The 25,110-nt window shown below is 59.4% G+C and carries 24 protein-coding genes and 1 tRNA gene; 14 read left to right on the top strand and 11 right to left on the bottom strand.

The window, feature by feature from the left end:
- Position 1: 1 nt before the first annotated feature.
- The 3 genes from J5276_RS12965 to dapD are packed head-to-tail and all read right to left on the bottom strand — an operon-like array spanning position 2 to position 2,647.
- Positions 2 to 598 (bottom strand): hypothetical protein, encoded by a 597-nt coding sequence (locus J5276_RS12965; RefSeq protein ID WP_003514818.1) that lies wholly within the window; start codon positions 596 to 598, stop codon positions 2 to 4.
- Positions 582 to 1,778: a succinyl-diaminopimelate desuccinylase gene (dapE, locus tag J5276_RS12960; protein WP_112154790.1), complete on the bottom strand. Its 1,197-nt coding sequence runs from the start codon at positions 1,776 to 1,778 to the stop codon at positions 582 to 584. The genes J5276_RS12965 and dapE overlap by 17 nt, the downstream gene beginning before the upstream one ends.
- Positions 1,779 to 1,792: 14 nt before the next feature.
- Positions 1,793 to 2,647 carry a 2,3,4,5-tetrahydropyridine-2,6-dicarboxylate N-succinyltransferase gene (dapD, locus tag J5276_RS12955; RefSeq protein ID WP_003514821.1) on the bottom strand — a complete coding sequence of 285 codons (855 nt, stop codon included), beginning with the start codon at positions 2,645 to 2,647 and terminating at the stop codon, positions 1,793 to 1,795.
- A gap of 144 nt (positions 2,648 to 2,791) precedes the next feature.
- Here dapD and J5276_RS12950 point away from each other — a divergent pair, with 144 nt between their 5' ends.
- Together J5276_RS12950 and J5276_RS12945 are read left to right on the top strand one after the other, a co-directional pair.
- Complete coding sequence (locus J5276_RS12950; protein ID WP_034501844.1) at positions 2,792 to 3,652, top strand: LOG family protein; 861 nt, start codon at positions 2,792 to 2,794, stop codon at positions 3,650 to 3,652.
- A 166-nt stretch (positions 3,653 to 3,818) separates the two neighbouring features.
- The gene (locus J5276_RS12945; protein WP_025592281.1) at positions 3,819 to 6,164 is read left to right on the top strand and encodes a methyl-accepting chemotaxis protein; all 2,346 of its coding nucleotides are present in this window, start codon (positions 3,819 to 3,821) and stop codon (positions 6,162 to 6,164) included.
- Between the two features lie 71 nt (positions 6,165 to 6,235).
- Here J5276_RS12945 and J5276_RS12940 read toward each other — a convergent pair whose 3' ends face one another.
- Positions 6,236 to 7,180: a nucleoside hydrolase gene (locus J5276_RS12940; protein ID WP_112154862.1), complete on the bottom strand. Its 945-nt coding sequence runs from the start codon at positions 7,178 to 7,180 to the stop codon at positions 6,236 to 6,238.
- A 212-nt stretch (positions 7,181 to 7,392) separates the two neighbouring features.
- Between J5276_RS12940 and J5276_RS12935 the strand changes: the two genes are divergently transcribed.
- The gene (locus J5276_RS12935) at positions 7,393 to 7,818 is read left to right on the top strand and encodes an Hsp20 family protein (RefSeq protein WP_019564411.1); all 426 of its coding nucleotides are present in this window, start codon (positions 7,393 to 7,395) and stop codon (positions 7,816 to 7,818) included.
- A gap of 56 nt (positions 7,819 to 7,874) precedes the next feature.
- Entirely contained in the window at positions 7,875 to 8,132 is a 258-nt protein-coding gene (locus tag J5276_RS12930; RefSeq protein WP_003493591.1) for a DUF1150 family protein, read from the top strand.
- 43 nt (positions 8,133 to 8,175) lie between these two features.
- On the opposite strand, the gene J5276_RS12925 is transcribed toward J5276_RS12930, so the two are convergent.
- Both J5276_RS12925 and J5276_RS12920 read right to left on the bottom strand, forming a co-directional pair.
- A complete protein-coding gene (locus tag J5276_RS12925) occupies positions 8,176 to 8,772 on the bottom strand; it encodes an EF-hand domain-containing protein (protein ID WP_025592284.1) in 597 nt (198 codons plus the stop codon).
- A gap of 122 nt (positions 8,773 to 8,894) precedes the next feature.
- A complete protein-coding gene (locus J5276_RS12920; RefSeq protein ID WP_003514831.1) occupies positions 8,895 to 9,608 on the bottom strand; it encodes a pyrimidine 5'-nucleotidase in 714 nt (237 codons plus the stop codon).
- Positions 9,609 to 9,714: 106 nt separating this feature from the next.
- Here J5276_RS12920 and J5276_RS12915 point away from each other — a divergent pair, with 106 nt between their 5' ends.
- The gene (locus J5276_RS12915) at positions 9,715 to 10,632 is read left to right on the top strand and encodes a DMT family transporter (protein ID WP_111804431.1); all 918 of its coding nucleotides are present in this window, start codon (positions 9,715 to 9,717) and stop codon (positions 10,630 to 10,632) included.
- A 48-nt stretch (positions 10,633 to 10,680) separates the two neighbouring features.
- Here J5276_RS12915 and argB read toward each other — a convergent pair whose 3' ends face one another.
- On the bottom strand, positions 10,681 to 11,565 hold the full coding sequence (gene argB / locus J5276_RS12910; RefSeq protein WP_003514834.1) for an acetylglutamate kinase: 885 nt from the start codon (positions 11,563 to 11,565) through the stop codon (positions 10,681 to 10,683).
- Positions 11,566 to 11,925: 360 nt separating this feature from the next.
- On the opposite strand from argB, the gene J5276_RS12905 reads away from it, so the two are divergent.
- Positions 11,926 to 12,303, top strand: coding sequence for a hypothetical protein (locus J5276_RS12905; RefSeq protein ID WP_003514836.1), 378 nt, complete (start codon positions 11,926 to 11,928; stop codon positions 12,301 to 12,303).
- 13 nt (positions 12,304 to 12,316) lie between these two features.
- Here the strand turns inward: J5276_RS12905 and yihA are convergent, their stop codons facing one another.
- From yihA to rpmH, 4 genes are read right to left on the bottom strand one after another with little or no spacing between them, the layout of a single operon-like run.
- Positions 12,317 to 12,970, bottom strand: coding sequence for a ribosome biogenesis GTP-binding protein YihA/YsxC (gene yihA, locus J5276_RS12900; RefSeq protein WP_003514838.1), 654 nt, complete (start codon positions 12,968 to 12,970; stop codon positions 12,317 to 12,319).
- Positions 12,967 to 14,766 (bottom strand): membrane protein insertase YidC, encoded by a 1,800-nt coding sequence (gene yidC / locus J5276_RS12895; protein ID WP_003514840.1) that lies wholly within the window; start codon positions 14,764 to 14,766, stop codon positions 12,967 to 12,969. The genes yihA and yidC overlap by 4 nt, the downstream gene beginning before the upstream one ends.
- Positions 14,766 to 15,149: a ribonuclease P protein component gene (gene rnpA, locus J5276_RS12890; protein ID WP_003514841.1), complete on the bottom strand. Its 384-nt coding sequence runs from the start codon at positions 15,147 to 15,149 to the stop codon at positions 14,766 to 14,768. The genes yidC and rnpA overlap by 1 nt, the downstream gene beginning before the upstream one ends.
- Positions 15,150 to 15,185: 36 nt before the next feature.
- Positions 15,186 to 15,323, bottom strand: coding sequence for a 50S ribosomal protein L34 (gene rpmH, locus J5276_RS12885; protein ID WP_013635393.1), 138 nt, complete (start codon positions 15,321 to 15,323; stop codon positions 15,186 to 15,188).
- Between the two features lie 348 nt (positions 15,324 to 15,671).
- Between rpmH and J5276_RS12880 the strand changes: the two genes are divergently transcribed.
- The 8 genes from J5276_RS12880 to J5276_RS12845 all read left to right on the top strand — a co-directional run bounded on the left by J5276_RS12880 (position 15,672) and on the right by J5276_RS12845 (position 25,095).
- Positions 15,672 to 17,699: a methyl-accepting chemotaxis protein gene (locus J5276_RS12880; protein WP_112154861.1), complete on the top strand. Its 2,028-nt coding sequence runs from the start codon at positions 15,672 to 15,674 to the stop codon at positions 17,697 to 17,699.
- Positions 17,700 to 17,954: 255 nt separating this feature from the next.
- Positions 17,955 to 19,373, top strand: coding sequence for a HAMP domain-containing sensor histidine kinase (locus J5276_RS12875; RefSeq protein ID WP_034501842.1), 1,419 nt, complete (start codon positions 17,955 to 17,957; stop codon positions 19,371 to 19,373).
- Positions 19,374 to 19,590: 217 nt separating this feature from the next.
- Positions 19,591 to 19,667, top strand: a tRNA-Arg gene (locus J5276_RS12870).
- Positions 19,668 to 19,840: 173 nt separating this feature from the next.
- Complete coding sequence (locus tag J5276_RS12865) at positions 19,841 to 20,653, top strand: class I SAM-dependent methyltransferase (protein ID WP_003514854.1); 813 nt, start codon at positions 19,841 to 19,843, stop codon at positions 20,651 to 20,653.
- A 217-nt stretch (positions 20,654 to 20,870) separates the two neighbouring features.
- The gene (locus J5276_RS12860; protein WP_013635397.1) at positions 20,871 to 22,016 is read left to right on the top strand and encodes an ABC transporter ATP-binding protein; all 1,146 of its coding nucleotides are present in this window, start codon (positions 20,871 to 20,873) and stop codon (positions 22,014 to 22,016) included.
- Positions 22,013 to 22,939, top strand: a complete 927-nt coding sequence (locus J5276_RS12855) for a carbohydrate ABC transporter permease (RefSeq protein WP_111782842.1) — start codon at positions 22,013 to 22,015, stop codon at positions 22,937 to 22,939. Before J5276_RS12860 ends, J5276_RS12855 begins: the two co-directional genes overlap by 4 nt.
- Positions 22,939 to 23,760 (top strand): carbohydrate ABC transporter permease, encoded by an 822-nt coding sequence (locus J5276_RS12850; protein ID WP_111782841.1) that lies wholly within the window; start codon positions 22,939 to 22,941, stop codon positions 23,758 to 23,760. Before J5276_RS12855 ends, J5276_RS12850 begins: the two co-directional genes overlap by 1 nt.
- Positions 23,761 to 23,802: 42 nt before the next feature.
- Entirely contained in the window at positions 23,803 to 25,095 is a 1,293-nt protein-coding gene (locus tag J5276_RS12845; protein ID WP_025592292.1) for an ABC transporter substrate-binding protein, read from the top strand.
- Positions 25,096 to 25,110: the final 15 nt, after the last annotated feature.

The following is a 25,110-nucleotide window of genomic DNA, read 5'->3' as shown; positions in this document are numbered from 1 at the left end:
CTTAGGCCGGATAAACGCCGAGAAAACGCTGCAGCGCCTCGGACAGAAGCATGCCCGGCACCAGCAGGGTCATAACGATCGCCGAGACAAGCAACGACTGGTCGCGGATGAAGAAGCGCACGATCCGCGAAAAGGCGAAGACCAGCGACAGCAGGAGCGCCAGCCAGAGGATGGCGATTAGCCCCTGCAAGGGCGGCAGAAAAAACGCGATCAGGATCAGAACCGCATAGGCATAGGAAAACGGCAGCGACAGCCAGTTCATGGTGGTGACCAGTGCGGTGAATTTTTCCCGTGCGCCAAAGGCGAACAGCAGCATGCCGATCAACAGCAGCGGCACGATCCAGCAGATAGCCTCGACCATCGCAAGGCGGAAAAAGTAGATTAGTCCCGTTCCTGTTCCGGGCGGATAGCTTGCCAGGAACGCAGCGCGCAGCCACAGCCAGGACACCAGCATGGCGGGCAGGCACCAGAGGGCGGAGTAGAAGGACCGCCACATGCCGCGTTCGGACAGATCCAGATAACGCGCGCCGGTATGGTCGCCGAGCAGCAGCAGCCAGAGGCCTTTCAGATAGAGCCTTACTTCACTTGCCGTCGGCATGGGAGAACCAGCGTTCGATGAAGGTCTCGTAGATGTTTGTGAGAGTCTCCAGATCGGCGACTTCCACGCGCTCATCGACCATATGCATGGTCTGCCCGACGAGGCCGAATTCCACGACGGGGCAATAATCCTTGATGAAACGCGCATCCGACGTGCCGCCAGTGGTCGAAAGCTTGGGCTCCTTGCCTGTCACGGCTTCCACGGCGCCGGAAAGCGATGAGATGAGCGCATTGTTCCGTGTCAGGAAAACATGGGCGGGACGGTCCGCCCAAACGATCTCATATTTGACCGGGCTGCGGTCGGGACGAAGTTCTCCCTCGGCAGCGGCGGCATCGAGGCGGCGGATGATTTCCGCCCGCAGGCTCTCCACCGACCAGCTGTCATTGAAACGGATGTTGAACGACGCCGTCGCCCGCGCCGGAATGACATTTGTGGCGGCGTTGCCGGTGTCGATGGTCGTCACTTCCAGATTAGACGGCTGGAAGTCGTCAGTGCCGTGATCGAAGGGCGGATGCATCAGCGCGTGGGTCAGTTGCAGCAGCCCGCGAATGGGGTTGTCGGCCAGATGCGGATATGCGGCATGACCCTGCACTCCATGCACGGTGATGCGGCCCGAAATCGACCCCCGGCGGCCGATCTTGATCATGTCGCCCAGCTGGTCGGGGTTGGTCGGTTCACCAACCACGCAGGCATCCCATGTCTCGCCTTTGGCGGCGGCCCATTCCAGCAACTTGGAGGTGCCGTTGATCGAGGGGCCTTCCTCGTCACCGGTGATCAGGAAAGAAACGGAACCTTTCGGTTTTCCGTGTTTCTCGATGTAGCGGGCAATGGCGGCAACGAAACAGGCAATGCCGCCCTTCATGTCCACCGCACCACGGCCGAACATTTCGCCGCCGGCAATTTCAGCGGCAAAGGGCGGATGGCTCCATGCCGCCTCGTCGCCCACCGGAACGACATCGGTATGGCCCGCAAACATCAGGTGCGGACCTTCCGTGCCAAGCCGGGCGTAGAGGTTTTCAACGTCAGGCGTTCCCGCTTCCCTCGCCACCATCTTTTCCACCGCAAAGCCAAGCGGTGAAAGCAGGGTGTCTAGCAGCGATAGCGCGCCACCTTCGGCGGGCGTCACCGAAGGGCAACGGATGAGGGCGGCGAGATTGGCAACGGGATCGGTCGTGGTCATGGTATCAGCTTTTATCAGTCGCGCAGAAGCTCGTTGATGCCGGTCTTGGAGCGGGTCTTTTCATCGACGCGCTTGACGATGACGGCGCAATAAAGGCTCGGGCCCGGCTCGCCGTTCGGGAACGGCTTGCCCGGCATGGTGCCGGCAACGACGACGGAATAGGGTGGCACTTCGCCATAGGTGATCTCGCCGGTGGCGCGATCGACGATCTTGGTCGACTTGCCGATGAAGACGCCCATGCCGAGAACGGCGCCTTCGCGCACGATGCAGCCTTCTACGACTTCCGAACGGGCACCGATGAAGCAATTGTCCTCGATGATGGTTGGGCCGGCCTGAAGCGGCTCCAGAACGCCGCCGATGCCAACGCCGCCGGACAGATGCACGTTCTTGCCGATCTGCGCGCAGGAGCCGACCGTCGCCCAGGTGTCGACCATCGTGCCTTCATCGACATAGGCGCCGAGATTGACGAAGGAAGGCATCAGCACCACGTTCTTGGCCACATAGGCCGAGCGGCGCACGACGGCGTTAGGCACTGCGCGGAAGCCCGCAGCGCGGAACTGGTTTTCACCCCAGTTCTCGAACTTCGACGGCACCTTGTCCCACCAGGTGGATTCACCGGGGCCGCCGGTGACGATTTCCATGTCGTTCAGACGGAAGGAGAGGAGCACGGCCTTTTTCAGCCATTGGTTCACTTTCCAGTTCCCGTCCGCCTGCTTTTCGGCGACGCGGACCTTGCCGCTGTCGAGAAGTTGAAGAGATGTGTTCACCGCGTCGCGAACCTCGCCCTTTGTCGATACGTTCACACCGTCACGGTTGTCGAAGGCTGTTTCGATGGTGGTTTCGAGAGAGGTGAGATCCGGAAGGCTCATGGAAAATTCCTTGAATGTCGCGTGTGTTCGTGGCCACGGATGGTCCCGCGCCGCTGGAAGGCTCTGGTCATTTGATCTAAGGGAGTGTTGGAAAGGCGTCAATGTGATTTGGGTGATTTGGCGCACCAGACGAAAGGCTTGGAAATGACACGACTGAAAAACGGCAAATTGCGGCGCAAGGATGGGGTGTGGGACCCGTTGAAGCGTAGCTCTGCGGACAAGCAGCAGGCCGATGTCATTCCCAAAACACCGCAGTCGGATTCCCCATCCTACCGGCTTGCCTACGCGGATATGGATTTTCTCTGCCGCGAGGAGTTGCGCCCTGTCAGGCTTCAACTCGAACTTCTGAAGACGGAAATGGCGCTGACCGAGCGGGGCATCAAGTCCACCGTCGTCATGTTCGGCGGCGCGCGCATTCCCGAGCCTGGCGGCGAGGCTTGGGCGGCCCGCAACGAGACGCAGAAACGCAATCTGGAGCAATCCTCGGTTTATTACGAGGAGGCGCGCAAGTTCGCCCGGCTCTGCACCGACTACGGCGCGAAATCGGACCATCTGGAATATGTCGTGGTCACTGGCGGTGGTCCCGGCGTCATGGAAGCAGGCAATCGCGGCGCAGCCGATGTCGGAGGCCCGTCCATCGGCCTCAACATCGTTCTGCCGCATGAGCAGGCGCCCAACCCCTATGTCACGCCGGAGCTAAGCTTCAACTTCCACTATTTCGCCATCCGCAAGATGCATTTCCTGATGCGGGCCAAGGCCGTGGTGATCTTCCCCGGCGGTTTCGGCACGCTCGATGAACTGTTCGAGACGCTGACGCTGATCCAGACGAAGCGCATGGCGCCCATCCCGCTCATTCTCTTCGGAGAGAAATTCTGGCGCTCCGTCGTCAATTTCGAATTCCTCGCGGATTTCGGAACCATTGCGCCCGAAGATATGGAGCTGCTACATTTCGCCGAAACGGCCGACGATGCATGGAACATCGTATCCGCCTATTACGAGCACTGATTTCGGCTCGATGCGACGGGGGAATTTTAGGGGTTAATTAGCAAAGATATTCTAATTTCCCCTCGTCGCGTTGCAGCGCACTGCCCCCAGCGGGCGGGCCTCCATGACGGAGATTTCTCATCCGTTGACGCCAGCCTTTTCGGCCGGCGATTTGATCGAGGCCAAAATGTTCAATTTCAAAGTGAAGTCGCTTGCGACCAAGCTGATCCTTGTAACCGGCTGTGCAATCACCACGGTCCTTGTCGCATCGAATTCCTTCCTCATTTCCCAGACCAGCGACCGTGTCCATTCGCTGACCATGGATCAGGCGAACACCGAGGCACGCGCCATCGCCAACGTCATCGCCGCCGATGTCGGTGAACTCGGTAGCGCTGCCCGCTCCATGGCCGGTATCATCGGCCGTGCGCACCAGGCGAAATCGATGGACCGCCCCGGCATCGTCAACATCCTCAAGGCCAATGTCGAGCAGAATGCTTTCGCTTTCGGAAGTTGGTTCTGTGAGCAGCTGGGCCTTTTCGACGGACAGACCACCGAGATCGCCAACAGGCTCGATCTCGGCACCAATGCAACAGGTGCATTTGCCCCCTACTGGTCGAAGACCCAGAAAGGCGACATCCAGTTTTCGACCTTCAAGAACGACTATGCGGCGGAGTGGTATTCGCTGGCTGCCAAATCCGGCAAGGGCGCCATTACCCAGCCCTATCTGGCCGAAGGCACGGAAGTGCCCACCACAATGACCTCGCTTGCCTATCCCGTCATGTCTGATGGTAAGATGATTGGTGTGGCGGGGGTCGATATCTCGCTGGCAGCTCTGTCGCAGAAGCTGCAGGCGCTGCATCCTTTCGAAACCGGCCGTGTGACACTCATTTCGCAGGGCGGCCAATGGCTGGTACCGCCGACGCCCGAGCAGAACATGAAGGCCTATGACGGAGAGGGTGCAAGCACCGTTCAGGCGGCGATCACATCCGGCAAGCAGGGCCTGATCGAAAATCTCGGTCTTGATACCGACGCGCCCTATAACCGCCTTGTCTATCCGTTTGCGGTTCCGGGCCTCAATGCCACCTGGGTGGTTCTGGTGGATATCCCGCATCAGGCGCTGAACGCGCCGGTGCAGGAGCAGACTTATCTGATGATCCTCGGGGCGATCGTCATTCTTGCGGCGGTTATTGCCGCGCTCTATTTCTCCGTCCGCTATTTCGTCCGCAATCCGCTCGCCTCGCTGGTCTCCGATGTGAAAACACTGAGTGACGGTCGTTACGATGTGCCGGTTTCCGGACAGGACCGCAGGGATGAGACGGGCGCGGTGGCAACGGCTCTGGAAGGCTTCCGTGCGAAGCTTGCCGGTATCCGCGAAATGGAAGCGGATGCCGCCGTGCAGCGTGGCAATGCGGAAACGGAGCGCCAAAGGTCCGAATCCGAGCGCAATGAGAACAGCCGGATGCAGCAACACATCGTGAGCGTACTCGGCGCGGGTCTCAATGCGCTCTCGCAGGGCAATCTGACCTATCGCATCGAGGACCAGTTCCCCGGTGAATATGCAAAGCTGCGCAACGACTTCAACTCGGCGCTCGCCAGCCTCGAGGAAACCGTTTCCACCGTTAACGGAACCGTTGCCAGCATCGGCAACGGCACCGGCGAGATCACCCGCGCTGCGAGCGATCTCTCCCACCGCACGGAACAGCAGGCTGCAAGCCTGGAAGAAACCGCTGCCGCCCTCAACCAGCTGACGGCGCAGGTCAATTCCAGTGCGGAAAACGCAGCGCAGGCGGCGACAGCTGTCAGCAATGCCTGCGACGACGCCGGCAAGTCGGGCGAGGTCGTGCAGCAGGCCGTCAGTTCCATGGAAGGCATCGCTCAATCCTCGGCGGAAATCTCCCGCATCATCGGGGTAATCGACGAAATCGCTTTCCAGACCAACCTTCTGGCGCTGAATGCCGGTGTGGAAGCTGCCCGTGCGGGCGAGGCTGGCAAGGGTTTTGCCGTCGTCGCGCAGGAAGTACGTGAACTGGCGCAACGTTCCGCGACGGCCGCGAAGGAGATCAAAGGTCTGATCAACACCTCGGCAAGGCAGGTGGGCGAGGGCGTCCAGCTGGTCGGCAAGGCCGGCGAGACGATGAGAAAGATTGCCGATCAGGTTCTGCAGATCAACCAGCTGATAAGGCAGATTTCGGCCTCCGCCAGCGAGCAGGCGGTCGGTCTCAAGGAAATCAACTCCGCCGTCACTCAGATGGACCAGGTCACCCAGCAGAATGCGGCCATGGTGGAAGAAACAACGGCGGCAAGCGTGACGCTGAACAGCGAGGCGGAAACGCTGAAATCGCTCGTTGCCGGTTTCTCCGTATCCGGCGGTCATTCCAGCCAGTCCGGCCAGCAATTGCGCGCCACCGCGGCGGCAATGCGTGCGCCTGTTGCCTCGTCACAGGCATCGGGCCGCTCGGCTGCGACCCAACGTTCCCGCCCAAGAACCAGCGGCGCAAACGCGCTGGCACAGGACGACTGGACGGAGTTCTGAGAATATCCCGTGGTTCCAAATGAAAGGGCCGCTGGTCATGCCAGCGGCCCTTTTTCATGTCTGCGTTCCCATCAGAGGCGGGCGAAACGTTCCGTCAGCAACTCGAAGAAGCCGTCCGCATCCACATTTCGCATCACGCGGGCGTTGACCGGGCGCTCGGTCACCCGCCACCAATCCACCACCGTCATGCCCATGGTCAGTTCGGAATTAACCTCGATTTCGACATTGCAATCGCGGCCCTGAAACAGCTCGGGCTTGAGGAGATAGGCGATAACGCTTGGATCGTGCAGGGGGCCGCCGTCCGAACCGTATTTCTCGATGTCGAAACGCTCAAAGAATTCCAGCATTTCCGCCATGGCGATTGCCGGGCGTGTGCCTATATCGCGAATGCGGCTGACACGCGCCTTGGTGGTCAGCAACTGGTGGGTTACGTCAAGCGGCATCACGACGATGGGCACGCCGGAACGGAAGACGATATCGGCAGCCTGCGGATCGACATAGATGTTGAATTCCGCAGCCGGTGTGATGTTGCCGCCTTCAAAGAAGCCGCCACCCATCATCACCAGTTCCTTGACGCGGCCTGCAATCTCGGGGGCCTTCTGCAGGGCCAGCGCCACATTGGTCAACGCGCCGAGCGTGCAGAGGGTCACGGTGCCCGCAGGCTCCCGCAGCAGCGTTTCGATGATGAAATCGACGGCGTGCTGCTTTTGTGCCTCCATCGTCGGCTCGTCGAGAACCGGGCCATCAAGGCCGGTGCTGCCGTGAACATGCTCGGCAGTGATGGGCTTTCGCACCAGTGGCCGCTCGGCACCCTCATAGACCGGAATATCGGTGCGGTCGCACAATTCGCAGATGATGCGGATGTTGCGGCTGGTCAGTTTCAGCGGAACATTGCCGGCGACGGCGCACAGACCGAGAATCTCAATTTCTTGCGGGCTTGCGAAAGCCAGCATGATCGCTGCCGCGTCGTCCTGACCTGGATCCGTGTCTATGATGATTTTTCTGCGTTCTGCCATGTCTTGCCCGCCGTTGAGATAAGGCGCTTTTTTCGAGCGGCGGACGCTCACTTGTCAAGCCTCATTCCTCGGAGTGCCTGCCTTTGCCTTGTGGCCCCGCCTTGCGCATCGTGGTTTTGCTTCCCATATTGCGTACAGCCGGTAAGATTGACCGGCAGGGTTGCCGGAAGCGGGACCGCGAAACGTCGCTTGGTTGCAAGGACAGAGACGATATGAGCCGCATGACGCCATTCACCCACCCGCTTTTGCTGGGTTTTGATGCCATGGAAAAAACGCTGGAGCGTATGGCGAAGGCCAATGATGGCTATCCTCCATACAACATCGAGCGCCTGCCCGGCGCTGAAGACGTACCGGAACGCCTGCGTATCACGATTGCAGTCGCCGGTTTTTCGCAGGACGATCTGGATGTGACGACGGCCGACAACCAGCTCGTCATTCGCGGTCGCCAGCAGGAGCAGGAAAAGCGGGATTTTCTCTACCGGGGTATCGCTGCCCGGCAATTCCAGCGGGTCTTCGTGCTTGCAGACGGCATGCAGGTGAGGGACGCGCGCCTGCGCAATGGCCTTCTTGCCATCGATCTGGTGAAGCCCGAAATTTCAAACGTGGTAAAGAAAATTAATATTTCCGTCTCAGAGTAGAACGTGAACGCCGGAATCCGACACGAATCGCTCGGCGTGAAGAAGGAGGCTGAAATATGCTTTTAAAAGAAGCGCATGCGCGTCTCACCCGGTCCCAGCTCGCTCATATCGGCGAGGGAGAAGTGGGCTATATCCGTAAAATCCGTGCGGAAGACGTAAGCCGCTGTTTCCCGGAAGCGCCTGATCTCGATCCGCAACTCGATCTCTGGGCCCTGTTTGGCGCGGATGGCACGCCGATCCTCCTCACAGACAATCGTTCCAGCACGTTTTTCAAGGCTGCCGAAGACGATCTGAAAACCGTCAGCCTGCATTGAAAGGAAAAAAGCCCGCCGATTGAGCGGGCTTTTTCTTATGTTATTAAAGGAACGGGCGGTCTGGCATATCATCGATAGAGATGACGCCGTCCTTGTTCCTGTCCAACCGTTCGAACATTTTTTCGCCGGCTGCGGTAAATTCGGCCTTGCTGACCTGGCCGTTTTCATCGGTGTCGGCCATGCGCATCATCGCGAACGCCCCACCCTTGCCGCCATGCTTGCCCCAGCCCTGACGACCGCCATGTTCGCGTTCGGCGCGCTTGCCTTCAGGTCCCTTTCCTTCGCCCGCTTTGGCGTCAGCAGCCTCTGGGCGCGGATGAGCCGCACGGAACGCCTCCATTTTGGCCTGGCGGTATTCACGCATTTCCTTTGGCGTGATCGAACCGTCCTTGTCCTTGTCGATCTCGGCAAAAAGTGCGTCCTGACGTGCGGCGAACTCTTCCTTGGTAATCTTGCCGTCCTTGTTGGTGTCGGCCACCTTCAGCAGCTGAACGAACGCCAGTTCCGGGCGGAACGGCATGCGTTCGCCGTGGCCTTTGCCGTGCGCTGGCGGGGCCGCAAAGCTGGCTGTAGCGGCCGAGCCGAGCAAGAGGGCTGCGCCAAGAGCAGAGAGTGCGATCTTTCGTGTAGACATCGTCATTACCTTCCGTTGGTGTCCCTGAGGAGGAAGATAGTGGCGCAGGTGGCAGTTCACTACTTAAACATCCGTAAGGTGCATGAAGCTTCGGTAATGTCGTCTGCGCTCGATTTCGATGTTACCTGTCAGCGGGCGATCGTTTTGATCAGGAAACCGGTCAGATCGTCAGTGATGTAGTCGATATGCTCATCCGTCGCGGCGGGGATCTCCCAGCGCTCCATGATCACGCCTTCGAGGTTCGAAGGAACGAGCAGCACGGTCTTCATGCCGAGTGCCTTGGGTGCCGCGAGATTGCGTGGCAGGTCCTCGAACATGGCGGCTTTTCTGGTGTCGAGCTTCGCAAGTGCGGCAAACTTCTCATAGGTCGCACTGGCCGGTTTTGGCAGATAGTCCGCGGCGACGATATCGAAAATATCCTCGAACTGGTCGAGAATGCCGAGCGCGCCCGCCGCCGCCTGTGCATGCTTGACGCTGCCATTGGTGAGGATGAACTTGCGGCCCGGCAACGCCTTGATTGCCTCGCCGAGCTCCGGATGCGGGCTCAGCGCGGAATAGTCGATGGCATGCGCGCGCTCCAGAAACTCGTCCGGGCTGATGCCGTAGTGGATCATCAGGCCCTGAAGCGTGGTGCCATGTTCGTGGTAATAGCGCTTCTGAAGCGCGCGAGCCTCGTCGGGCTCGAGCTTTAAAAGCTCCGCAACATAGGCCGTCATGTTACGATCGATCTGGGAAAACAGATTGACGTGATGCGGATAGAGCGTGTTGTCGAGGTCGAAGACCCATTCGCTGACGTGGGCGAAATCGGCGGCATCGGGCAGGTTTTTCGGCTTTGTGTCCATGGGCAGCTTTATGCCCGTTTCGAATGCCGAAGAAAATCGAAAAGACGACGACAGACGGGAAAATCGGGCTTGGCTGCGGCCTCCAGCGCATGATACCGCCAAGATCATGGAACTCTGGATAGGCATAACCTTCGCAAGCGCGTTCTTGCAGAACCTGCGCTCGACCCTGCAAAAGCACCTGAAGGGCATGATGGGCACCACGGGCGCAACTTTCGTGCGCTTCGTTTTTGGAATGCCCTTCGCTCTTGCCTATCTCGGTTTTCTGCATGGTGTACTTGGCCGGCCGCTGCCGGTGCCGAACATGTCATTCGCCGTCTGGGCGATGGTCGGGGCCATGGCGCAGATCGCCGCCACTTTCTTGTTGGTGCACCTGTTTTCCTTCCGCAACTTCGCGGTTGGCACGGCCTATTCCCGAACTGAGCCGGCGCAGGCGGCATTGTTTGCGCTGATTTTCGTTGGCGAAAGCGTCAATGGCGGCACTCTTGCGGCCATCGCTATTTCGGTGGCCGGCGTCATGCTGATTTCGGTTGCGCGCACGGAAGTGACCCCTGCCTCCATTCTCACCTCCATCTTCAGCCGGACGGCGGGCATCGGCCTCGCCTCGGGGGCTTTTTTCGGCCTGTCGTCTGTCGCTTACCGTTCGGCCTCGCTGGCGCTAGCACCCAGCCTGCCGGAACCGGATGCGGTGATGCAGGCCGGCTTTACCCTCGTCGTTGTCATCGTGACGCAGACCTTGGCGATGTTCTTGTGGATCGTATGGCGGGAGAGGGACGAATTGCGGCGGATCGCGAAGGCGTGGAAACCGTCGCTTGCGGTCGGTTTCGTGGGGGCCACGGCGTCATTCGGCTGGTTCACGGCGATGACGTTGCAACAGGCGGCTGTGGTCAAGGCGCTGGCGCAGGTGGAGATGCTCTTCGCCTTCGCCTCGACCGTGCTTTTCTTCAAGGAAAAGATCAACCGGCTTGAACTTTCGGGCTGCCTGCTGATCGTGCTCGGCGTGCTGTCGCTTCTGATATTCGGCTGAAAGTGTTGTCGTGGCGGACAGGCATTCCCGTCCGCCACATGAACCGTATCAGGGCACGATGAGCGTGCCGGCGCCTTCCGTGAAGATTTCCAGAAGAACGGAATGGGCGGTCTTGCCGTTGAGGATCACCACGCCCTGAACGCCGGCCTTGATGGCCTCGATGCAGGTCTCGACCTTCGGGATCATCCCACCGGAAATCGTGCCGTCCTTGATCAGCGCACGCGCCTGGGAGACCGTCAGTTCCTTGATGAGTTCCTTGTTCTTGTCGAGCACGCCGGGCACATCGGTGAGGAACAGCAGGCGGGTGGCGTTGAGCGCACCGGCAATTGCGCCGGCAAAGGTGTCGGCATTGATGTTGTAGGTGGCGCCATCGCGACCGGGAGCGACGGGGGCGATGACCGGGATCATCTCCGACTTGGCAAGCAGGTCGAGCAGGGTGCGGTCGACCTCGACGACTTCACCGACAAAACCAAGATCGAGAACGCGCTCGATATTGCTGTCGGGATCGACGACGGTCTTTTTGGCCTTTTCGGCGAAGACCATGTTGCCGTCCTTGCCGCACAGGCCAATGGCCCATTCGCCCGTCTGGTTGATGAGCGCGACGATCTCCTTGTTGATCGAGCCGGCCAGAACCATTTCGACGATCTCGACTGTCTTGGCATCGGTAACGCGCAAGCCGCTTTCGAACTTCGATTCAATGCCCATCTTCGTCAGCATCGCGCCGATCTGCGGGCCGCCGCCGTGCACGACGATGGGGTTGATACCGGACTGCTTCAACAGGGCGATATCTTCCGCAAAAGCCTTTCCAAGTGTTGAGTCGCCCATGGCATGACCGCCATATTTCACCACGATGGTCTTGTTCTCATATTTCTGCATAAAGGGCAGAGCCTGTGCGAGCAGCCGCGCCTGAGTCTCGCTTTCGGAAGCAGTCATGGAAAAACCTCGGTCTGTGGTTGCGGCCCTTGAGAGCCTTTCATCGCTCTACAGCATCGGAGCAAAAATCGGAATCGATTTTTGCGGTGCAGGATGCGCAGATTCGGCATGTCGATGCGTTTGCAAAGACAGGTGAATACGCGGGGTGAATGAATGAAGTAACCTCCGGGCCATATTGTGTCGGCGCATAGTAAAATTCCGCTTTTGGGCGGCCTGCGGCGCGTAATAAGATTGACATAAAGCACCAATCGGACCAGCCTTGTGGCGAGCAGGGGAGGGGTTATTCAGCAGGGCGACGGAGGATCGTTGCGCATCGCAAAAAACGATGCTGGCCTGAACGACCGAGGAGTTTGAAAACATATGACCGTACCGGATCGAGACAAGCAAAGCGGTTTGCGGGACGAAGTACTCGCTGGCGAATATGTGCTGGGTGCCTTGCCACCGGAAAGCATGGCGGAGCTTGCAAAACGCGTCAAACGCGACCGCCAGTTTGCGGCCATGGTCAGGCGCTGGCGGGACAATCTGGCGGAAACCGAATATCGCGAAAGAGCGGGCGTTGCAGCCCTGCTTGACAGGGATCCGCTTCGCTCCGGTCTGCCATTCAAGGGCCAGCCGCTTCGCAATGGCAGCATATTCGCCGCAATGCTTCTGGAGGTGTGGAATTCCGTGCGTTTCTGGCGGCTTCTGGCATTGACGGCGATGCTGTGGACCGCCGTCCTGCTTTTCACCATCGCATGAAGGCGATGGTCTTTTAGAGCGAGACCGTTCGTACGATCTCGGCGCGCAGGCTATCCAGCCCGAAGGATTTTTCCGAAGAGGTAGCGAGAACTTCCGGATAGGCGGCGGGACGCTTGCGGATTTTCTCCAGCGTTTCACTGATCAGCCGGGGAACGCCAACGTCCTTGATCTTGTCCGTCTTCGTCAGCACGACCTGATAGGACACGGCCGCCTTGTCGAGCAGGCCAAGAACCTCCTCGTCGTTCTTTTTTATTCCGTGGCGGGAATCGATCAGCACGTAGACGCGTTTTAGCGTCGCACGTCCACGCAGGTAATCGAAGACGAGCTTCGTCCAGGCATCGACATGGTCCTTCGGCGCCTGCGCATAGCCGTAACCCGGCATATCGACCAGCGCCATCGGCGGCAGGTCGCCCGGCTCACCGGAATAACCCTCAGGAACGAAGTAGTTCAGTTCCTGCGTGCGTCCGGGTGTGTTGGAGGTGCGGGCAAGGCCTTTGTGGCCCACCAGCGCATTGATGAGCGAAGACTTGCCGACATTCGAACGTCCGGCGAAGGCAATCTCCGGCGGGCCTTCGGGCGGCAGGAATTTCATCGCGGGAACGCCGCGAATGAATATCCAGGGTCGCCCAAAGAGGGGCTTTTCGGTTGCCGGGCCGGTTTCACTCATTTCGATTGCACCGGCTTTCGCTTGAATAGCCCTTTGAGATTATCGAACAGTTCGATCTTGGCACCGTGACGCTTCATGATGAGGGCCTGCTGCGAGATCGACAGCGTGTTGTTCCATGCCCAGTAGATAACCAGACCGGCGGGGAACGAAGCCAGCATGAAGGTGAAGATCAGCGGCATCCAGGTGAAGATCATCGCCTGTGTCGGATCGGGTGGGGTCGGGTTCATGCGCATCTGCAGGAACATCGTGATGCCCATGACGAGCGGCCAGACGCCGATCATCAGGAAGTGCGGCACGTCGTAGGGCAGAAGGCCGAACAGATTGAACAGCGAGGTCGGATCTGGCGCGGAAAGGTCGTGAATCCAGCCGAAGAACGGTGCATGCCGCATTTCGATGGTGACGTAGATGACCTTGTAGAGCGCGAAGAAGACCGGAATCTGCAGCAGCATCGGCCAGCAGCCGGCAACCGGATTGATCTTCTCTTCCTTGTAGAGCTGCATCATCGCCTGCTGCATGGCCATGCGGTCATCGCCATGCTTGGCCTTCAGCTCTTCCATCTTCGGCTGCATGCGCTTCATGTTCGCCATGGATGCATATTGCTTGCTGGCGAGCGGGAAGAAGAGAGCCTTGACGACGATGGTGGTCAGCAGGATGGCCACACCGAAGTTGCCAAAATAACGGAAGAAGAAATCCATCATTTTGAACATCGGCTTGGTGATGAAGTAGAACCAGCCCCAGTCGATCAACAGGTCGAACTTCGGAATGGAATATTCGGTTTCATAGCGGTCAACCAGCGGCACTTCCTTGGCACCGGCGAAGACAAGGCTCTTCAGTTCGATGGACTGGCCGGGTTCGACCGTCATCGTGTCGCTCTTGAAATCGGCCTGGTAGCTCGGCTGATTGCCCTTGATGTGCGAGTAACGCGTTTCGAACGGTGTCATCTGCGGCGGCACAATGGCAGCGGCCCAATATTTGTCGGTAATGCCGAGCCAGCCGCCGGTCGCCTTGGCAATCGTTACCGGGGTTTCTTCGACATCCTTGTATTTTTCTTCCGTCAGGCTGCCGTCTTTGCCCGAGACGCCGAGGAAGCCTTCATGGATGACGAAAACGGGCGGTATTGCGGGCTTGTTGTTGCGCGTCACGCGGCCGTAGGTGGCAAAGGAGACGGGCGCCTGCCCGGGGTTCTCGACCTTGTCGTTGACCGTGATCATGTAATGCTGGTCGATCGAAACGGTACGGGAGAAAACGACTCCATTCTGGTTGGTATACTTCAGCGTAACCGGTGTGGTCTCCGTCAGCTTGTCGCCGCTTGCGAGTGTCCACACGGTCGCAGGACCGGGAACGCTGCCGGCATCGGCACCGCCAACGTAACCGAGTTCGGTGAAGTAGCCGTCCTTGGTGTCGGAAGGCGAAAACAGCGTGATGATCGGGCTCGAGTCATCGACGGTCTCATGGTAGCCCTTGAGCCGGATGTCATCGAAGCGGGCGCCGGTCAGATTGATCGAGCCGGCGATGGCGTTGGTGTCGATGGCGACACGCTGGCTTTTTGCAATAGCTTCTTCACGCGTCGCCGTGGCGGCGGCCTGCGTAGAGGAGGCAGGCGGTGCGCCGTCGACGGTCACGCCGGGTGCGGCACCCGGTGCCGGCTGTTGCTGCGTCGTCTGCTGCTGCGCCTGGCGGGCCTCTTCGGCGCGGCGCTGCTGCTCGATGCGTGGATTCATGTAAAGGAATTGCCAGGCGAGGACGATGACAACCGAAAGGGCTATCGCGATGAAGTAATTGCGGTTCTTTTCCATCATTCTTTCCTGGAGCGGGTGTCCTGGGACCGTTTCGGTTTCGCCGTTCCTTCAATTCGCTCGGTAAGGAGAGACTGAAGTTTCGGGAAGGCCGTCTCGAGCACGTCCCTGCGGGCGACAATCACATAGTCATGGCCGGGCTTCATTGCGAATCCGGCAGAAAGCCTGACGGCTTCCTTGAGACGGCGGCGCATGCGATTTCGCTCGACCGCGTTGCCTTGTCTTTTCGTTACGGTGAAACCGACCCGAGGTTCGGTTTCCGGGGTTTTCCTGTCGAGGACCTCCAGAAGAAAGGTGCCTCCCCGACGCTTTTCCCCCGTCTGCACGGCAAGAAAATCCGACCGGTTTTTAAGCCGGCCGGGCAGTTTTTTTGTCTTGCTCATGTGCCCGCGACTTTCATCGGGCCACAGAGACGGCAATTAAGCCGACAGACTTGCGCGGCCGCGCGCACGGCGGGCTGCGAGAACTTTGCGACCGCCGGCAGTAGCCATACGGGCACGGAAACCATGACGACGCTTGCGAACAAGCTTGGATGGCTGGAATGTACGCTTCGACATTTATTTAATACCGCGGTGTGCGGCCCTTCTTGAATTTGCACTATTTGCAAGAGCGTTTCGTTTTTTGCACGGCTAACCCCGCCTGGGCGAGCTTTTAATGGCCGAGCGTGCGCGGCTTATAAGGGCATAGGCCGAGCAAAGTCAATTGCCGAAGGGGTTTTCGCGCTTCACCTTTTGTGGAAGCGCCATGAAATTGGCTTCGCTCACGGGCGCTGCGGGCGCATTCCGATCGCACGATCGGTAAATTCTGAAATTCTTTCTTAAGGCGGCATTGATAAATGTTGTGATGGGAAAAGTTATGCCAGCTTCCCATTTTCCATCGTGCGGCTGGCTTTTGGGGGAACGAAATTGAGAATTCGCGGTCGTATCAATCTTCTTGTCGGGCTTATGAGCCTTGTGGCCTGCACCATCGGCGGCCTGTCCATATATGCGGTCAGCGAATTTCAGGTGCGCACGGTCGGATACGAAAAGGCAGCGGAGCGCGCCTATAAGGGTGAAGCGCTGAACCGGCTTGTGACTGCGGTCGTCATGGAGGCGCGCGGGGTCTACGCTGCGCCCGATATCGAAAAGGCGGCACCTTTTGCTGATGGCATCGTCAAGAACCTCGACGCCATGGAGAAGCTGATCGCAACCTGGACCCCTCTCGTTCCGGCAGAACAGAAGGCGGCCTTCGACAATCTCTCCAGTCGCTTCAAGGAATTCAAGGCCTTCCGTCTGGAAACGGCGCGGCTTGCCCGCGAGGCCGGCCCGCAGGCCGCCAACCAGCAGGGTAACAACGACGCGAACCGGGCCAACCGCAAAGCCTATCAGGCGGAAATCGATGCTGTCGTGAAGAATGACATCGCCGGGCTTGAAGCCGTCAAGGCGGGCATCGACGGGTTTGTAACGACGACCTTCTGGCTGGTCATCATCGTCACCGGCAGCGGCATATTGGCCGGCGCGGCGTTCGGCCTCTACATCGGAGCGCGGCAGCTGAGCGCGCCCATCCGCAAGGTTTCGGAAGTGATGAATGCCGTTGCGGACGGAAATCTGGATGCGGACGTTCCCTATCTCGGCCGGACCGACGAAATCGGCGAAATGGCAGCGGCAGTCGAAGTCTTCAAGAAGAACGGTCGTGAAGTGCGCCGCATGAATGCGCAGGAAACCGCCATGCGTGCCAAGAGCGATGATCTGCAGGCCGGCATGGCCGTTGTCGTCGACGCTGCGGCCCAGGGCGATTTCAGCCGCCGCATCAACAAGGATTACGGCGACGAAAACCTCAATAGTTTCGCTGCGACGATCAATGCCCTGCTCACCGGCGTGGACAATGGTGTTTCCGAGACCAGCCGCGTCATCGAAGGTCTGGCGCGGGGCGATCTGACGGAAAAGATGGATGGCGAGTTCCGCGGCGTGTTCGCCGAGCTCCAGACCAATGTCAACGAGACGCTGGCCAAGCTGCGGGAGACGATGCGGGAAGTGCGCAGCAGCACGGAAGGCATCAGCGGCAATGCGAACGAATTGCGTTCGGCGGCCGACGATCTTTCGAAGCGGACGGAACAGCAGGCTGCGGCACTGGAGGAAACCTCCGCCGCCCTCGACGAAATCACCGCCGTCGTTCGCAATTCCACGGATCGGGCTCAGGAAGCCAGCACCATGGTTGCCGAGACCAAGCAGAAGACGGCAGAATCCGCCAATGTCGTGCGCGATGCCGTCTCCGCCATGGATCGGATCGAGCATGCCTCGCGGGAAATCAGCCAGATCATCAATGTCATTGACGAGATCGCCTTTCAGACCAACCTCCTGGCGCTGAACGCCGGCGTTGAGGCCGCGCGTGCGGGTGAGGCGGGCAAGGGCTTCGCTGTCGTCGCACAGGAAGTGCGTGAACTGGCGCAACGCTCCGCGACGGCTGCGAAGGACATCAAGGCGCTGATCACAAAATCCGGCGAAGAGGTCGGACGCGGTGTGTCGCTGGTGCAGAGAACCGGCAGCGCGCTGGGCGAGATTGAGACCCGCGTTCTGGCTATCAACGAACATATCCATTCGATCGCTACCGCGGCGCGGGAACAGTCGACCGGCCTGCATGAGGTGAATACCGCCATCAACCAGATGGATCAGGTGACGCAGCGCAATGCCGCAATGGTCGAGGAAACCTCGGCCGCAACCCACAAGCTGAGCGGTGAAGCGGGCCATCTCGTCACGCTGGTGTCGCGCTTCAAGGTCGGCGTAGAGGATGGTCAGATCCGCTCTCGCGCAGAACAGCCGATGCGGCCCGTGGCGGTGTCCGGAAGGGCAGCGGCCGTGGCCTCTCCGGCACGTAAATTGATGAGCAGCGTCAGCCGCGCTCTCAACGCCCAACCAGCCGCTGCCGTAGCGAACGGGGACTGGCAGGAGTTCTAAGCCATTCCGCCTGCGGTTTCGCTTGAGACCGGTTCTAAGTCAAACGCCGCCCTCCCGGGCGGCGTTTTGTTTTTCAGGCGATGGAAACGTTTGTTTTGCAACGCATTTGAAAAATATCTGTTAGGTCCTATTATCGTGCTTGCATATAAACCGAGCCGTTCCACCGAAGCGGCGGCGCGCATACAGGATCAGGGCCCGGTGTTTTCTAAAGGCGTAGACAGCTTGGACGGCACGGAAGACAATCCGGTGCACTGCATGCCGGGATTGACCGGGGGGCTTTCCGGGCGCCTGCTGTTGCTCACCGTTATTTTCGTGATGATTGCGGAAGTGCTGATCTTCGTGCCTTCGGTCGCCAATATGCGCCTTTCATGGCTGCGGGACCGTCTGAACACGGCGGCAGCAGCCGGCGCGGTGATCGATGGCTTGCAGGCCGAATTGCCGCGGAGCGTGCAGAACGACACGCTGATGGCCACCGGGGCGAAGCTGATTGCGCTGCGCAAGGATGGCACATCGCGCCTGCTTGCCGTGGCGGAAACGCCACCCGGGGTCGATGAGCAATATGATCTATCCGATGTCTCGCAACTGGCAGCGGTGCGGGATGCCTTCTCCACATTGCTGTTTGGCGGCAATCGCGTCATCCGTGTTTTCGATGTGGTCGGAGACAGCGATACCATCATTGAACTCGTGCTGGGTGAAAACAAACTACGGGCGGCGATGCTGGCTTATGCCCGCAATGTTTTCCTGATCTCCATTGTCCTGTCGCTTGTCACCGCCGGTCTCATCTTCGTTTCCATCAACCGCATCATGATCCGGCCCATACGTCGCCTGACGCTCGGCATGCAGCGTTTTTCCGAGGAACCGGGCAATCCCGAGCGGATTTTCGTGCCGGAGGAGGGAAGCGACGAGCTGTCCGTCGCGGGCCGTCACCTGGCCGACATGCAGACGGAGTTGCAGAAAACCCTGCGGCAACAGAAAAACCTCGTGGATCTCGGTCTGGCGGTTTCGAAGATCAACCACGACATGCGCAATATCCTGTCATCCGCACAGCTTATGTCGGACCGGCTGGTGGACGCCAAGGATCCGATGGTCAGGAGCTTTGCGCCGAAACTGCTGCGCACGATCGACCGCGCCGTGGCCTATACAACCGAGGTTCTGGCCTACGGGCAGGCGACGGAAGGCGCGCCGAAACGCAAGACGGTGCAGTTAAGTCTTCTGGTGCGGGATGTGCGTGACATTCTGGCGCTCGATCCGGAAAGCGGCATCGAGTTTCACGATAGCGTGCCGCCCGATCTCACCGTCGATGCGGATGCCGAGCAGCTTTTCCGGGTGATCCACAATCTCTGTCGCAACGCCGTTCAGGCACTGCAATCCGACACGGCGAACGCGTCGCCTCGGCATCTGTCGATTGCAGCCCAGAGGGCGGGCAACGTCGTCAGCATCGTGATAGACGACAACGGGCCGGGAATGCCGCGCAAGGCGAAAGAGAACCTGTTTTCCGCCTTCAGGGGATCGGCCCGCTCAGGCGGCACCGGTCTCGGCCTCGTGATTGCGCGGGAACTTGTGCTTGCCCATGGCGGCACGATAGCGCTTGTCGAAAAACCCGGTCCCGGCACGCAGTTTCGCATCGAGATCGCCGACCGCGCCGCCTCCGTACACGCCGCTCGGACCGCCTGACCACTTCGCCTGAAGAAGGTCCTGCACAATCGCCGCACCTCCCGGAATATGCGCCCCATATGGCCACTCAAAAATGCCCTTGATGGAATTTCTAGTGTAATCAATAAGATACGTGAATTGCTGCGGAAAAATGACAATTTCGAAACGAAATCGCTTGCAATCGGAATGAGGACGTTTTAGAGGATCGCCACGCCACCGGAAATGACCGGAACGGCACGCACCCGTAGCTCAGCTGGATAGAGCACCAGACTACGAATCTGGGGGTCAGGAGTTCGAATCTCTTCGGGTGCGCCATTTCTCTTCCCACAAAAATACTATGATACGGCCTTTGCCTAAAGCTGTTTGTTGTGTCGATAGAATATCGGTACTGTTGGCATATCCGTAAAACCCACGTGGCGAACAGATTCCGAATTTCCCTTATATGTGCTAAAGTTCCGGGGTCATCAGCTGACCGCAGGGTGAAAGCCATGTTGGAAACGGACAAGGTTTTTGCCGGCTCTATCCCGGAAAACTACGACCGCTATATGGTGCCGTTGATTTTCGAGCCATTCGCCCGCGATCTGGCACGGCGGGCGGCGGCGTTGACGCCGATCAATGTTCTGGAAATCGCCGCAGGTACCGGGGTTGTCACGCGTGAACTGGCACCAGGATTACCGCCCGCCGCAAACTATGTCGTGACAGACCTCAACCAGCCGATGCTCGACTTTGCGGCGTCGCGCCAGGTGCCCGACAATCGCATCCAGTGGCGCCAAGCCGACGCTCAGGCGCTGCCGTTCGAAAATGCTGCTTTCGATCTCGTTATCTGCCAGTTCGGTGCGATGTTTTTTCCCGACCGCCCGTCTGCCTATCGCGAAGCGAAGAGGGTGCTGAAGCCCGGCGGCCATTATTTATTCAACGTATGGGACCGCATCGAGGAGAATCATCTCGCGAATGAGGTGACGAACGCCCTTGCAAGCCTGTTTCCCGACGATCCGCCGCGCTTCATGGTCCGCACCCCGCACGGCTACCACGATACGACATTGATTCGTGGTGAGCTGGAAAGTGCCGGCTTCTCTCGGGTGGTGATCGAGACGATAGCGGCGCAAAGCCGTGCATCGTCACCGCGCATTCCTGCCATCGCCTATTGTCAGGGAACCGTTCTCCGGACCGAAATCGAAGCCAGAGCGCCGGGAAAACTTGAAGCCGCGACGGACTGCGCCGCATCCGCCATTGAAGCGCGCTATGGCAGCGACGAAGTCGTCACCAAAATTCAGGCTCATGTGATTCTTGCAGCCGTTTAGAAACCTGGCCCGCGAGGCTCGCAGGGCCGGTGAACAAGCGTCGAGCTCGGATAGTCGAACTGCCCCCTGATATTAGCGGTTTTTTGTCAAGGTCGGTATCTCAAGGCATGGCGATGAGCCGGGATTGCCGGGCTTTTCAGTGTCACGGAACTTTCTGCAAACCTTCGTCATATTGTCATACAATATAAGCATATGCGCTCCAGAAAAGGAGCGCAGAATGACGCCACAATCACTTGAACTTTCGGGTATCGGAAAAGGCTTTGGAGCTGACGATGTTCTGAAAGAGATCGATCTCTCCATCCGCCCCGGAGAATTTTTGTCCCTCGTCGGCATGTCCGGCTGCGGCAAGTCAACGCTGCTGCGCATCATCGCGGGGCTGGAAACGCCGGATCGCGGTTCGGTAACGATCGGCGGTCAGGATGTGACGGAGATCGATCCAAGTGACCGCAATCTGGCGATGGTGTTTCAATCCTACGCGCTTTATCCGCATATGAGCGTGCGCCAGAACATCGCGACGCCGCTTCGGATGCGACGTCTGCCGCTTGCTGCACGCTTGCCGCTGATCGGAAGATTTGCGGCGCCTGCCGAAACTTTGCGCCAGATCGATGCTGCCGTCGAACAGGCGGCCGAGACCCTGCAGATCGCACATCTGCTGGACCGCAAGCCAGCCCAGCTTTCAGGCGGCCAACGCCAGCGCGTGGCGCTAGCCCGGGCACTGGTGCGCTCGCCTGCCGCATTCCTCATGGACGAACCACTCTCCAACCTAGATGCAAAGCTTCGCGCCCACATGCGCGAGGAGCTTGCCGGGCTGCACCGGCGGTTGGGCGCGACGTTTATCTACGTCACCCATGACCAGATCGAAGCGATGACAATGTCGGACCGCATCGCGCTGATGTCGGAAGGTCGTATCGAGCAACTGGGCACGCCGGACGAGCTTTACCGGAAACCGGCGACACTGACGGTTGCGCGCTTCATTGGCACGCCGTCGATCAACCTGCTGCCGGTGGAAATCCATGCTGGAGGTAAGGTCACGGCTTTCGGCCGCGATCTTGGCGTCGAGGCCTCTGGTCGTGATGCCGGCCCGGCGACGCTTGGCCTTCGCGCCGAGGATCTGCGCCCGGGTGCCGAAGGCTTCGCGGTGCGGGTGACCCGCAGCGAAACCCATGGCGCGGACCGTTTCGTGAACTGCCGTCTTCTGAGCGACGAGACAGTCGCCATTACCCTGCGTCAGGCCGCAGGCGAGGTGTTGGGCGCCGATGAGAACGGCGTGATGAACCTCGGCTTTGCGCCGGAGCGCGTGCATCTTTTTGCCGCAGACGGCCTGCGTCGCAAGACGACGGTGCGTGAAATGGTGCCGGCATGACGGCGGTTGATTTTTCCTCGGCCACGCGCGCAAAGCCTCGCCCGCGCCTCTCGAAGGCGGACCGGCGGATGATCTGGCGTGGCCTGATGTTCGCGGCACCGGCAAGTCTGCTGCTTTTGGCGATCTATATCGTTCCCATATTCGTTCTGGCCGGTTTTTCCCTCACAGATTACAAGCTCGGCGCACTCTCCACCCGCTTTGTGGGTCTCGACAATTTCGTGAAGGCTTTCCATGACCCGGTCTTCCTGCGCGCGCTGGCGAATACGGCCATTTATGCGGTCATCGTCATTCCCTTCGGCGTTTTCCTGGCGCTCGGCGTGGCTTTGCTCGTTTATAATCGCAAGCGCAGCCGTGCCTTCTGGGAAGTCGCTTATTTCCTGCCCGTCACCGCAACGCTCGTCGCCATGGCGACCGTGTGGCAATTTCTGCTGCATCCTTCGCTTGGCCCGGTGAATGCGGCGATCAAGTGGTTCGGCTTCGAGCCCGTCGCGTTCCTCTCCAACCCGGTCCTGCTCATTCCCACCATGGCGCTGATGGGTGTCTGGCAGGTTCTGGGCTTCAACATGGTGCTGTTCCTCGCCGGCCTCACCGCCATTTCGAAGGATCTGCACGAGGCATCGAGACTGGACGGCGCGAAAAACCCGATCGACCGGTTCCTGACGGTGACTTGGCCAATGCTGGGGCCGACGACGATGTTCGTGGTGGTCACCACCTCGATCTCGGCCTTCAAGGTGTTTGAGACGGTTGCCGTGCTGACCAAGGGCCGCTTCGGTTCCGAAACCCTGCTTTTCGATCTCTATCTTGAAGGGTTCGAATATTCCAACACCGGTTATGCCGCTGCGCTGACGGTGATCTTCCTCGCTATCGTGTTGATCCTCTCGATCGGCCAGACGCTGCATATGGACCGGAAGGTGCACTACTGATGGCCGCGCTCCGCAAATACTTCCCGCATCTCGTGCTGGCACTCGGCGCTTTCGTGATGCTCCTGCCGTTCTACTGGATGATGTTGACGTCGATCCGCTCGCCTGCGGAAATATTCGACGTCTCGCTCTGGCCGATCCCGGCGAAATTCGATGCCGTCGAAAACTATACCCGCGCAGCGAGCCAGGTGCCGATGGCACGTTTCATGCTGAACGGCGTCATCGTCTGCGTCGGCATCCTCGCCGTGCAGGTCCTGACATCGGTGCCGGCGGCCTATGCGCTGGCGAAGCTCAGGTTTCCGGGTCGCAAGCTGCTGCTGGGTCTCATCATCGCGGCACTCTGCGTGCCAATTCAGGCACTTGCCCTGCCGCTTTTCGTCGGTCTGGCGAAGACGGAACTGCTGAACACCTATTTCGCGATGATGATGCCGTTCTTCCTGTCGGTCTTCGCCATCTTCCTGTTCAACCAGTCCTTCCGCAGCTACCCGGATGAAATCATCGAAGCGGCCCGCATGGATGGTTTTTCGGAAATGGAGATTTGTTGGGGACTGGTGCTGCGCGGCTCGCTGCCTTCGCTCGCGGCTTTCTCGATCTTCTCGCTCGTCGCCCACTGGAACGACCTTTATTGGCCGATGATCGTGGTCTCCGACACCAATCTCGCCCCGCCGCCGCTCGGCATGATGCTTTTTGCGGATGTCGAATCCGGCGCCAATTACGGTGCCCTGATGGCGGGCGCAACACTGATTACCGCGCCAATGGTGCTGTGCTTCCTCCTCGCACGGCGGCATTTCATCGCCGGTATTACCATGACCGGCGTCAAGTGACGTCGTTCGAACTCCTCCTCCCAACCCATTTTGGAGAATGACATGAAAATCAACCGACGCGCTCTGATGGGCGGTCTGGCACTCGGCGTGGCCTTTGCAGGCCTCGCAACGCCGGTTCTTGCCAACGAAATCACGCTGAACGTTCTCTACAACCTGCCGGGTTTCACGAAATTCCATCAGCCGCTGGCCGATGAATTCATGAAGAAGAACCCGGATGTGAAGATCAACTTCCTCGCTCCGGCCGCAGGCTACAATGAAGGCCAGCAGCAGGTCTTGCGCTCCGCCGTCACCGGCAATCTGCCCGATGTTTATTTCTCGGGTTACAACCTGACGGCGGAACTGGTGCACACGCTCGCACCGCGCAACCAGATCACAGATCTTAGCCCCTTCATCCAGGCTGAAGGCGGTCAGGCCTTCCTCGACAAGAACTACAGCCCGAAGATGGCAGCTCTCGGCCAGATCGACGGCAAGCAGTACGGCCTGCCGGTCAACGCTTCCTCGCCGATCATCTACATCAACTCCGACCTCGTCACCAAGGCTGGCGGCGACCCGGACAAGATGCCGACGACCTTCCCGGAGCTGATCGCTCTCGCCAAGAAGATCAAGGCACTCGACCCGAAGTTTGCGGGCATGAGCTACGACATCAATGGCTGGCCGGATGACTGGTTGTGGCAGGCGCTCGTTTTCGAACAGGGCGGCAAGCTCGTTGACGAAAAGACCAAGACCGTTGCGTTCGACAACGAGATCGGCCTCAACGCCCTGAAGATGACCCGCCAGTTCGTCACCGAAGGTGGCCAGAACCTGCTCGACTGGGACCAGTCGCGCCAGCAGTTCGGTGCAGGCCTTACCGGCTTCATCTTCTCGACGCCCGCTCACGTTCAGACAATCCAGGGTCTGGTTGGCGATCGCTTCAAACTGAAGACGGCAACCTTCCCGCTCGACAACAAGGAAAAGGGCGGCGTGCCGACCGGCGGCAACTCTGCCGTTATCCTGACGCAGGAAAAAGCCAAGCAGGATGCTGCCTGGAAGTACCTGAAGTGGATCACCGGCCCCGAGGCGCAGAACACCATCGTGCGCATCACCGGCTACCTGCCGACCAACAAGCTGGCAACCGGCGCCGACTTCCTGGCTCCCTATTACGCCGAGAACCCGAATGTGAAGACAGCTTCGCTGCAGGCCGATCGTTCTCTGCCGTGGGCCGGTTATCCCGGTGGCGATTCCGTCCGCATCTGGCGCACCCAGCGCGATATCATCGGCACCGTCATGCGCGGTGAAGTGTCGCCGGAAGCTGGTCTCAAGCAGATCGTCGAGCAGACCAACGCCCTGCTGAAGTAAGCGACACCATGGAAA

The organism is Agrobacterium sp. S7/73, assembly GCF_019355535.1.
In the GTDB taxonomy this organism is placed as follows: Bacteria; Pseudomonadota; Alphaproteobacteria; order Rhizobiales; family Rhizobiaceae; genus Agrobacterium; species Agrobacterium tumefaciens.
The sequence above is the reverse complement of the archived record's forward strand: the minus strand, read 5'-3'. Positions and strand labels throughout refer to the sequence as shown.

What these genes read in the sequence shown, in the direction of transcription:
- J5276_RS12965 (WP_003514818.1), bottom strand. Translation starts at nt 598, where the DNA reads ATGCCGACGGCAAGTGAAGTAAGGCTCTATCTGAAAGGCCTCTGGCTG.
- dapE (WP_112154790.1), bottom strand. Translation starts at nt 1,778, where the DNA reads ATGACCACGACCGATCCCGTTGCCAATCTCGCCGCCCTCATCCGTTGC.
- dapD (WP_003514821.1), bottom strand. Translation starts at nt 2,647, where the DNA reads ATGAGCCTTCCGGATCTCACCTCTCTCGAAACCACCATCGAAACAGCC.
- J5276_RS12950 (WP_034501844.1), top strand. Translation starts at nt 2,792, where the DNA reads ATGACACGACTGAAAAACGGCAAATTGCGGCGCAAGGATGGGGTGTGG.
- J5276_RS12945 (WP_025592281.1), top strand. Translation starts at nt 3,819, where the DNA reads ATGTTCAATTTCAAAGTGAAGTCGCTTGCGACCAAGCTGATCCTTGTA.
- J5276_RS12940 (WP_112154862.1), bottom strand. Translation starts at nt 7,180, where the DNA reads ATGGCAGAACGCAGAAAAATCATCATAGACACGGATCCAGGTCAGGAC.
- J5276_RS12935 (WP_019564411.1), top strand. Translation starts at nt 7,393, where the DNA reads ATGAGCCGCATGACGCCATTCACCCACCCGCTTTTGCTGGGTTTTGAT.
- J5276_RS12930 (WP_003493591.1), top strand. Translation starts at nt 7,875, where the DNA reads ATGCTTTTAAAAGAAGCGCATGCGCGTCTCACCCGGTCCCAGCTCGCT.
- J5276_RS12925 (WP_025592284.1), bottom strand. Translation starts at nt 8,772, where the DNA reads ATGACGATGTCTACACGAAAGATCGCACTCTCTGCTCTTGGCGCAGCC.
- J5276_RS12920 (WP_003514831.1), bottom strand. Translation starts at nt 9,608, where the DNA reads ATGGACACAAAGCCGAAAAACCTGCCCGATGCCGCCGATTTCGCCCAC.
- J5276_RS12915 (WP_111804431.1), top strand. Translation starts at nt 9,715, where the DNA reads ATGGAACTCTGGATAGGCATAACCTTCGCAAGCGCGTTCTTGCAGAAC.
- argB (WP_003514834.1), bottom strand. Translation starts at nt 11,565, where the DNA reads ATGACTGCTTCCGAAAGCGAGACTCAGGCGCGGCTGCTCGCACAGGCT.
- J5276_RS12905 (WP_003514836.1), top strand. Translation starts at nt 11,926, where the DNA reads ATGACCGTACCGGATCGAGACAAGCAAAGCGGTTTGCGGGACGAAGTA.
- yihA (WP_003514838.1), bottom strand. Translation starts at nt 12,970, where the DNA reads ATGAGTGAAACCGGCCCGGCAACCGAAAAGCCCCTCTTTGGGCGACCC.
- yidC (WP_003514840.1), bottom strand. Translation starts at nt 14,766, where the DNA reads ATGGAAAAGAACCGCAATTACTTCATCGCGATAGCCCTTTCGGTTGTC.
- rnpA (WP_003514841.1), bottom strand. Translation starts at nt 15,149, where the DNA reads ATGAGCAAGACAAAAAAACTGCCCGGCCGGCTTAAAAACCGGTCGGAT.
- rpmH (WP_013635393.1), bottom strand. Translation starts at nt 15,323, where the DNA reads ATGTCGAAGCGTACATTCCAGCCATCCAAGCTTGTTCGCAAGCGTCGT.
- J5276_RS12875 (WP_034501842.1), top strand. Translation starts at nt 17,955, where the DNA reads ATGCCGGGATTGACCGGGGGGCTTTCCGGGCGCCTGCTGTTGCTCACC.
- J5276_RS12865 (WP_003514854.1), top strand. Translation starts at nt 19,841, where the DNA reads ATGTTGGAAACGGACAAGGTTTTTGCCGGCTCTATCCCGGAAAACTAC.
- J5276_RS12860 (WP_013635397.1), top strand. Translation starts at nt 20,871, where the DNA reads ATGACGCCACAATCACTTGAACTTTCGGGTATCGGAAAAGGCTTTGGA.
- J5276_RS12855 (WP_111782842.1), top strand. Translation starts at nt 22,013, where the DNA reads ATGACGGCGGTTGATTTTTCCTCGGCCACGCGCGCAAAGCCTCGCCCG.
- J5276_RS12850 (WP_111782841.1), top strand. Translation starts at nt 22,939, where the DNA reads ATGGCCGCGCTCCGCAAATACTTCCCGCATCTCGTGCTGGCACTCGGC.
- J5276_RS12845 (WP_025592292.1), top strand. Translation starts at nt 23,803, where the DNA reads ATGAAAATCAACCGACGCGCTCTGATGGGCGGTCTGGCACTCGGCGTG.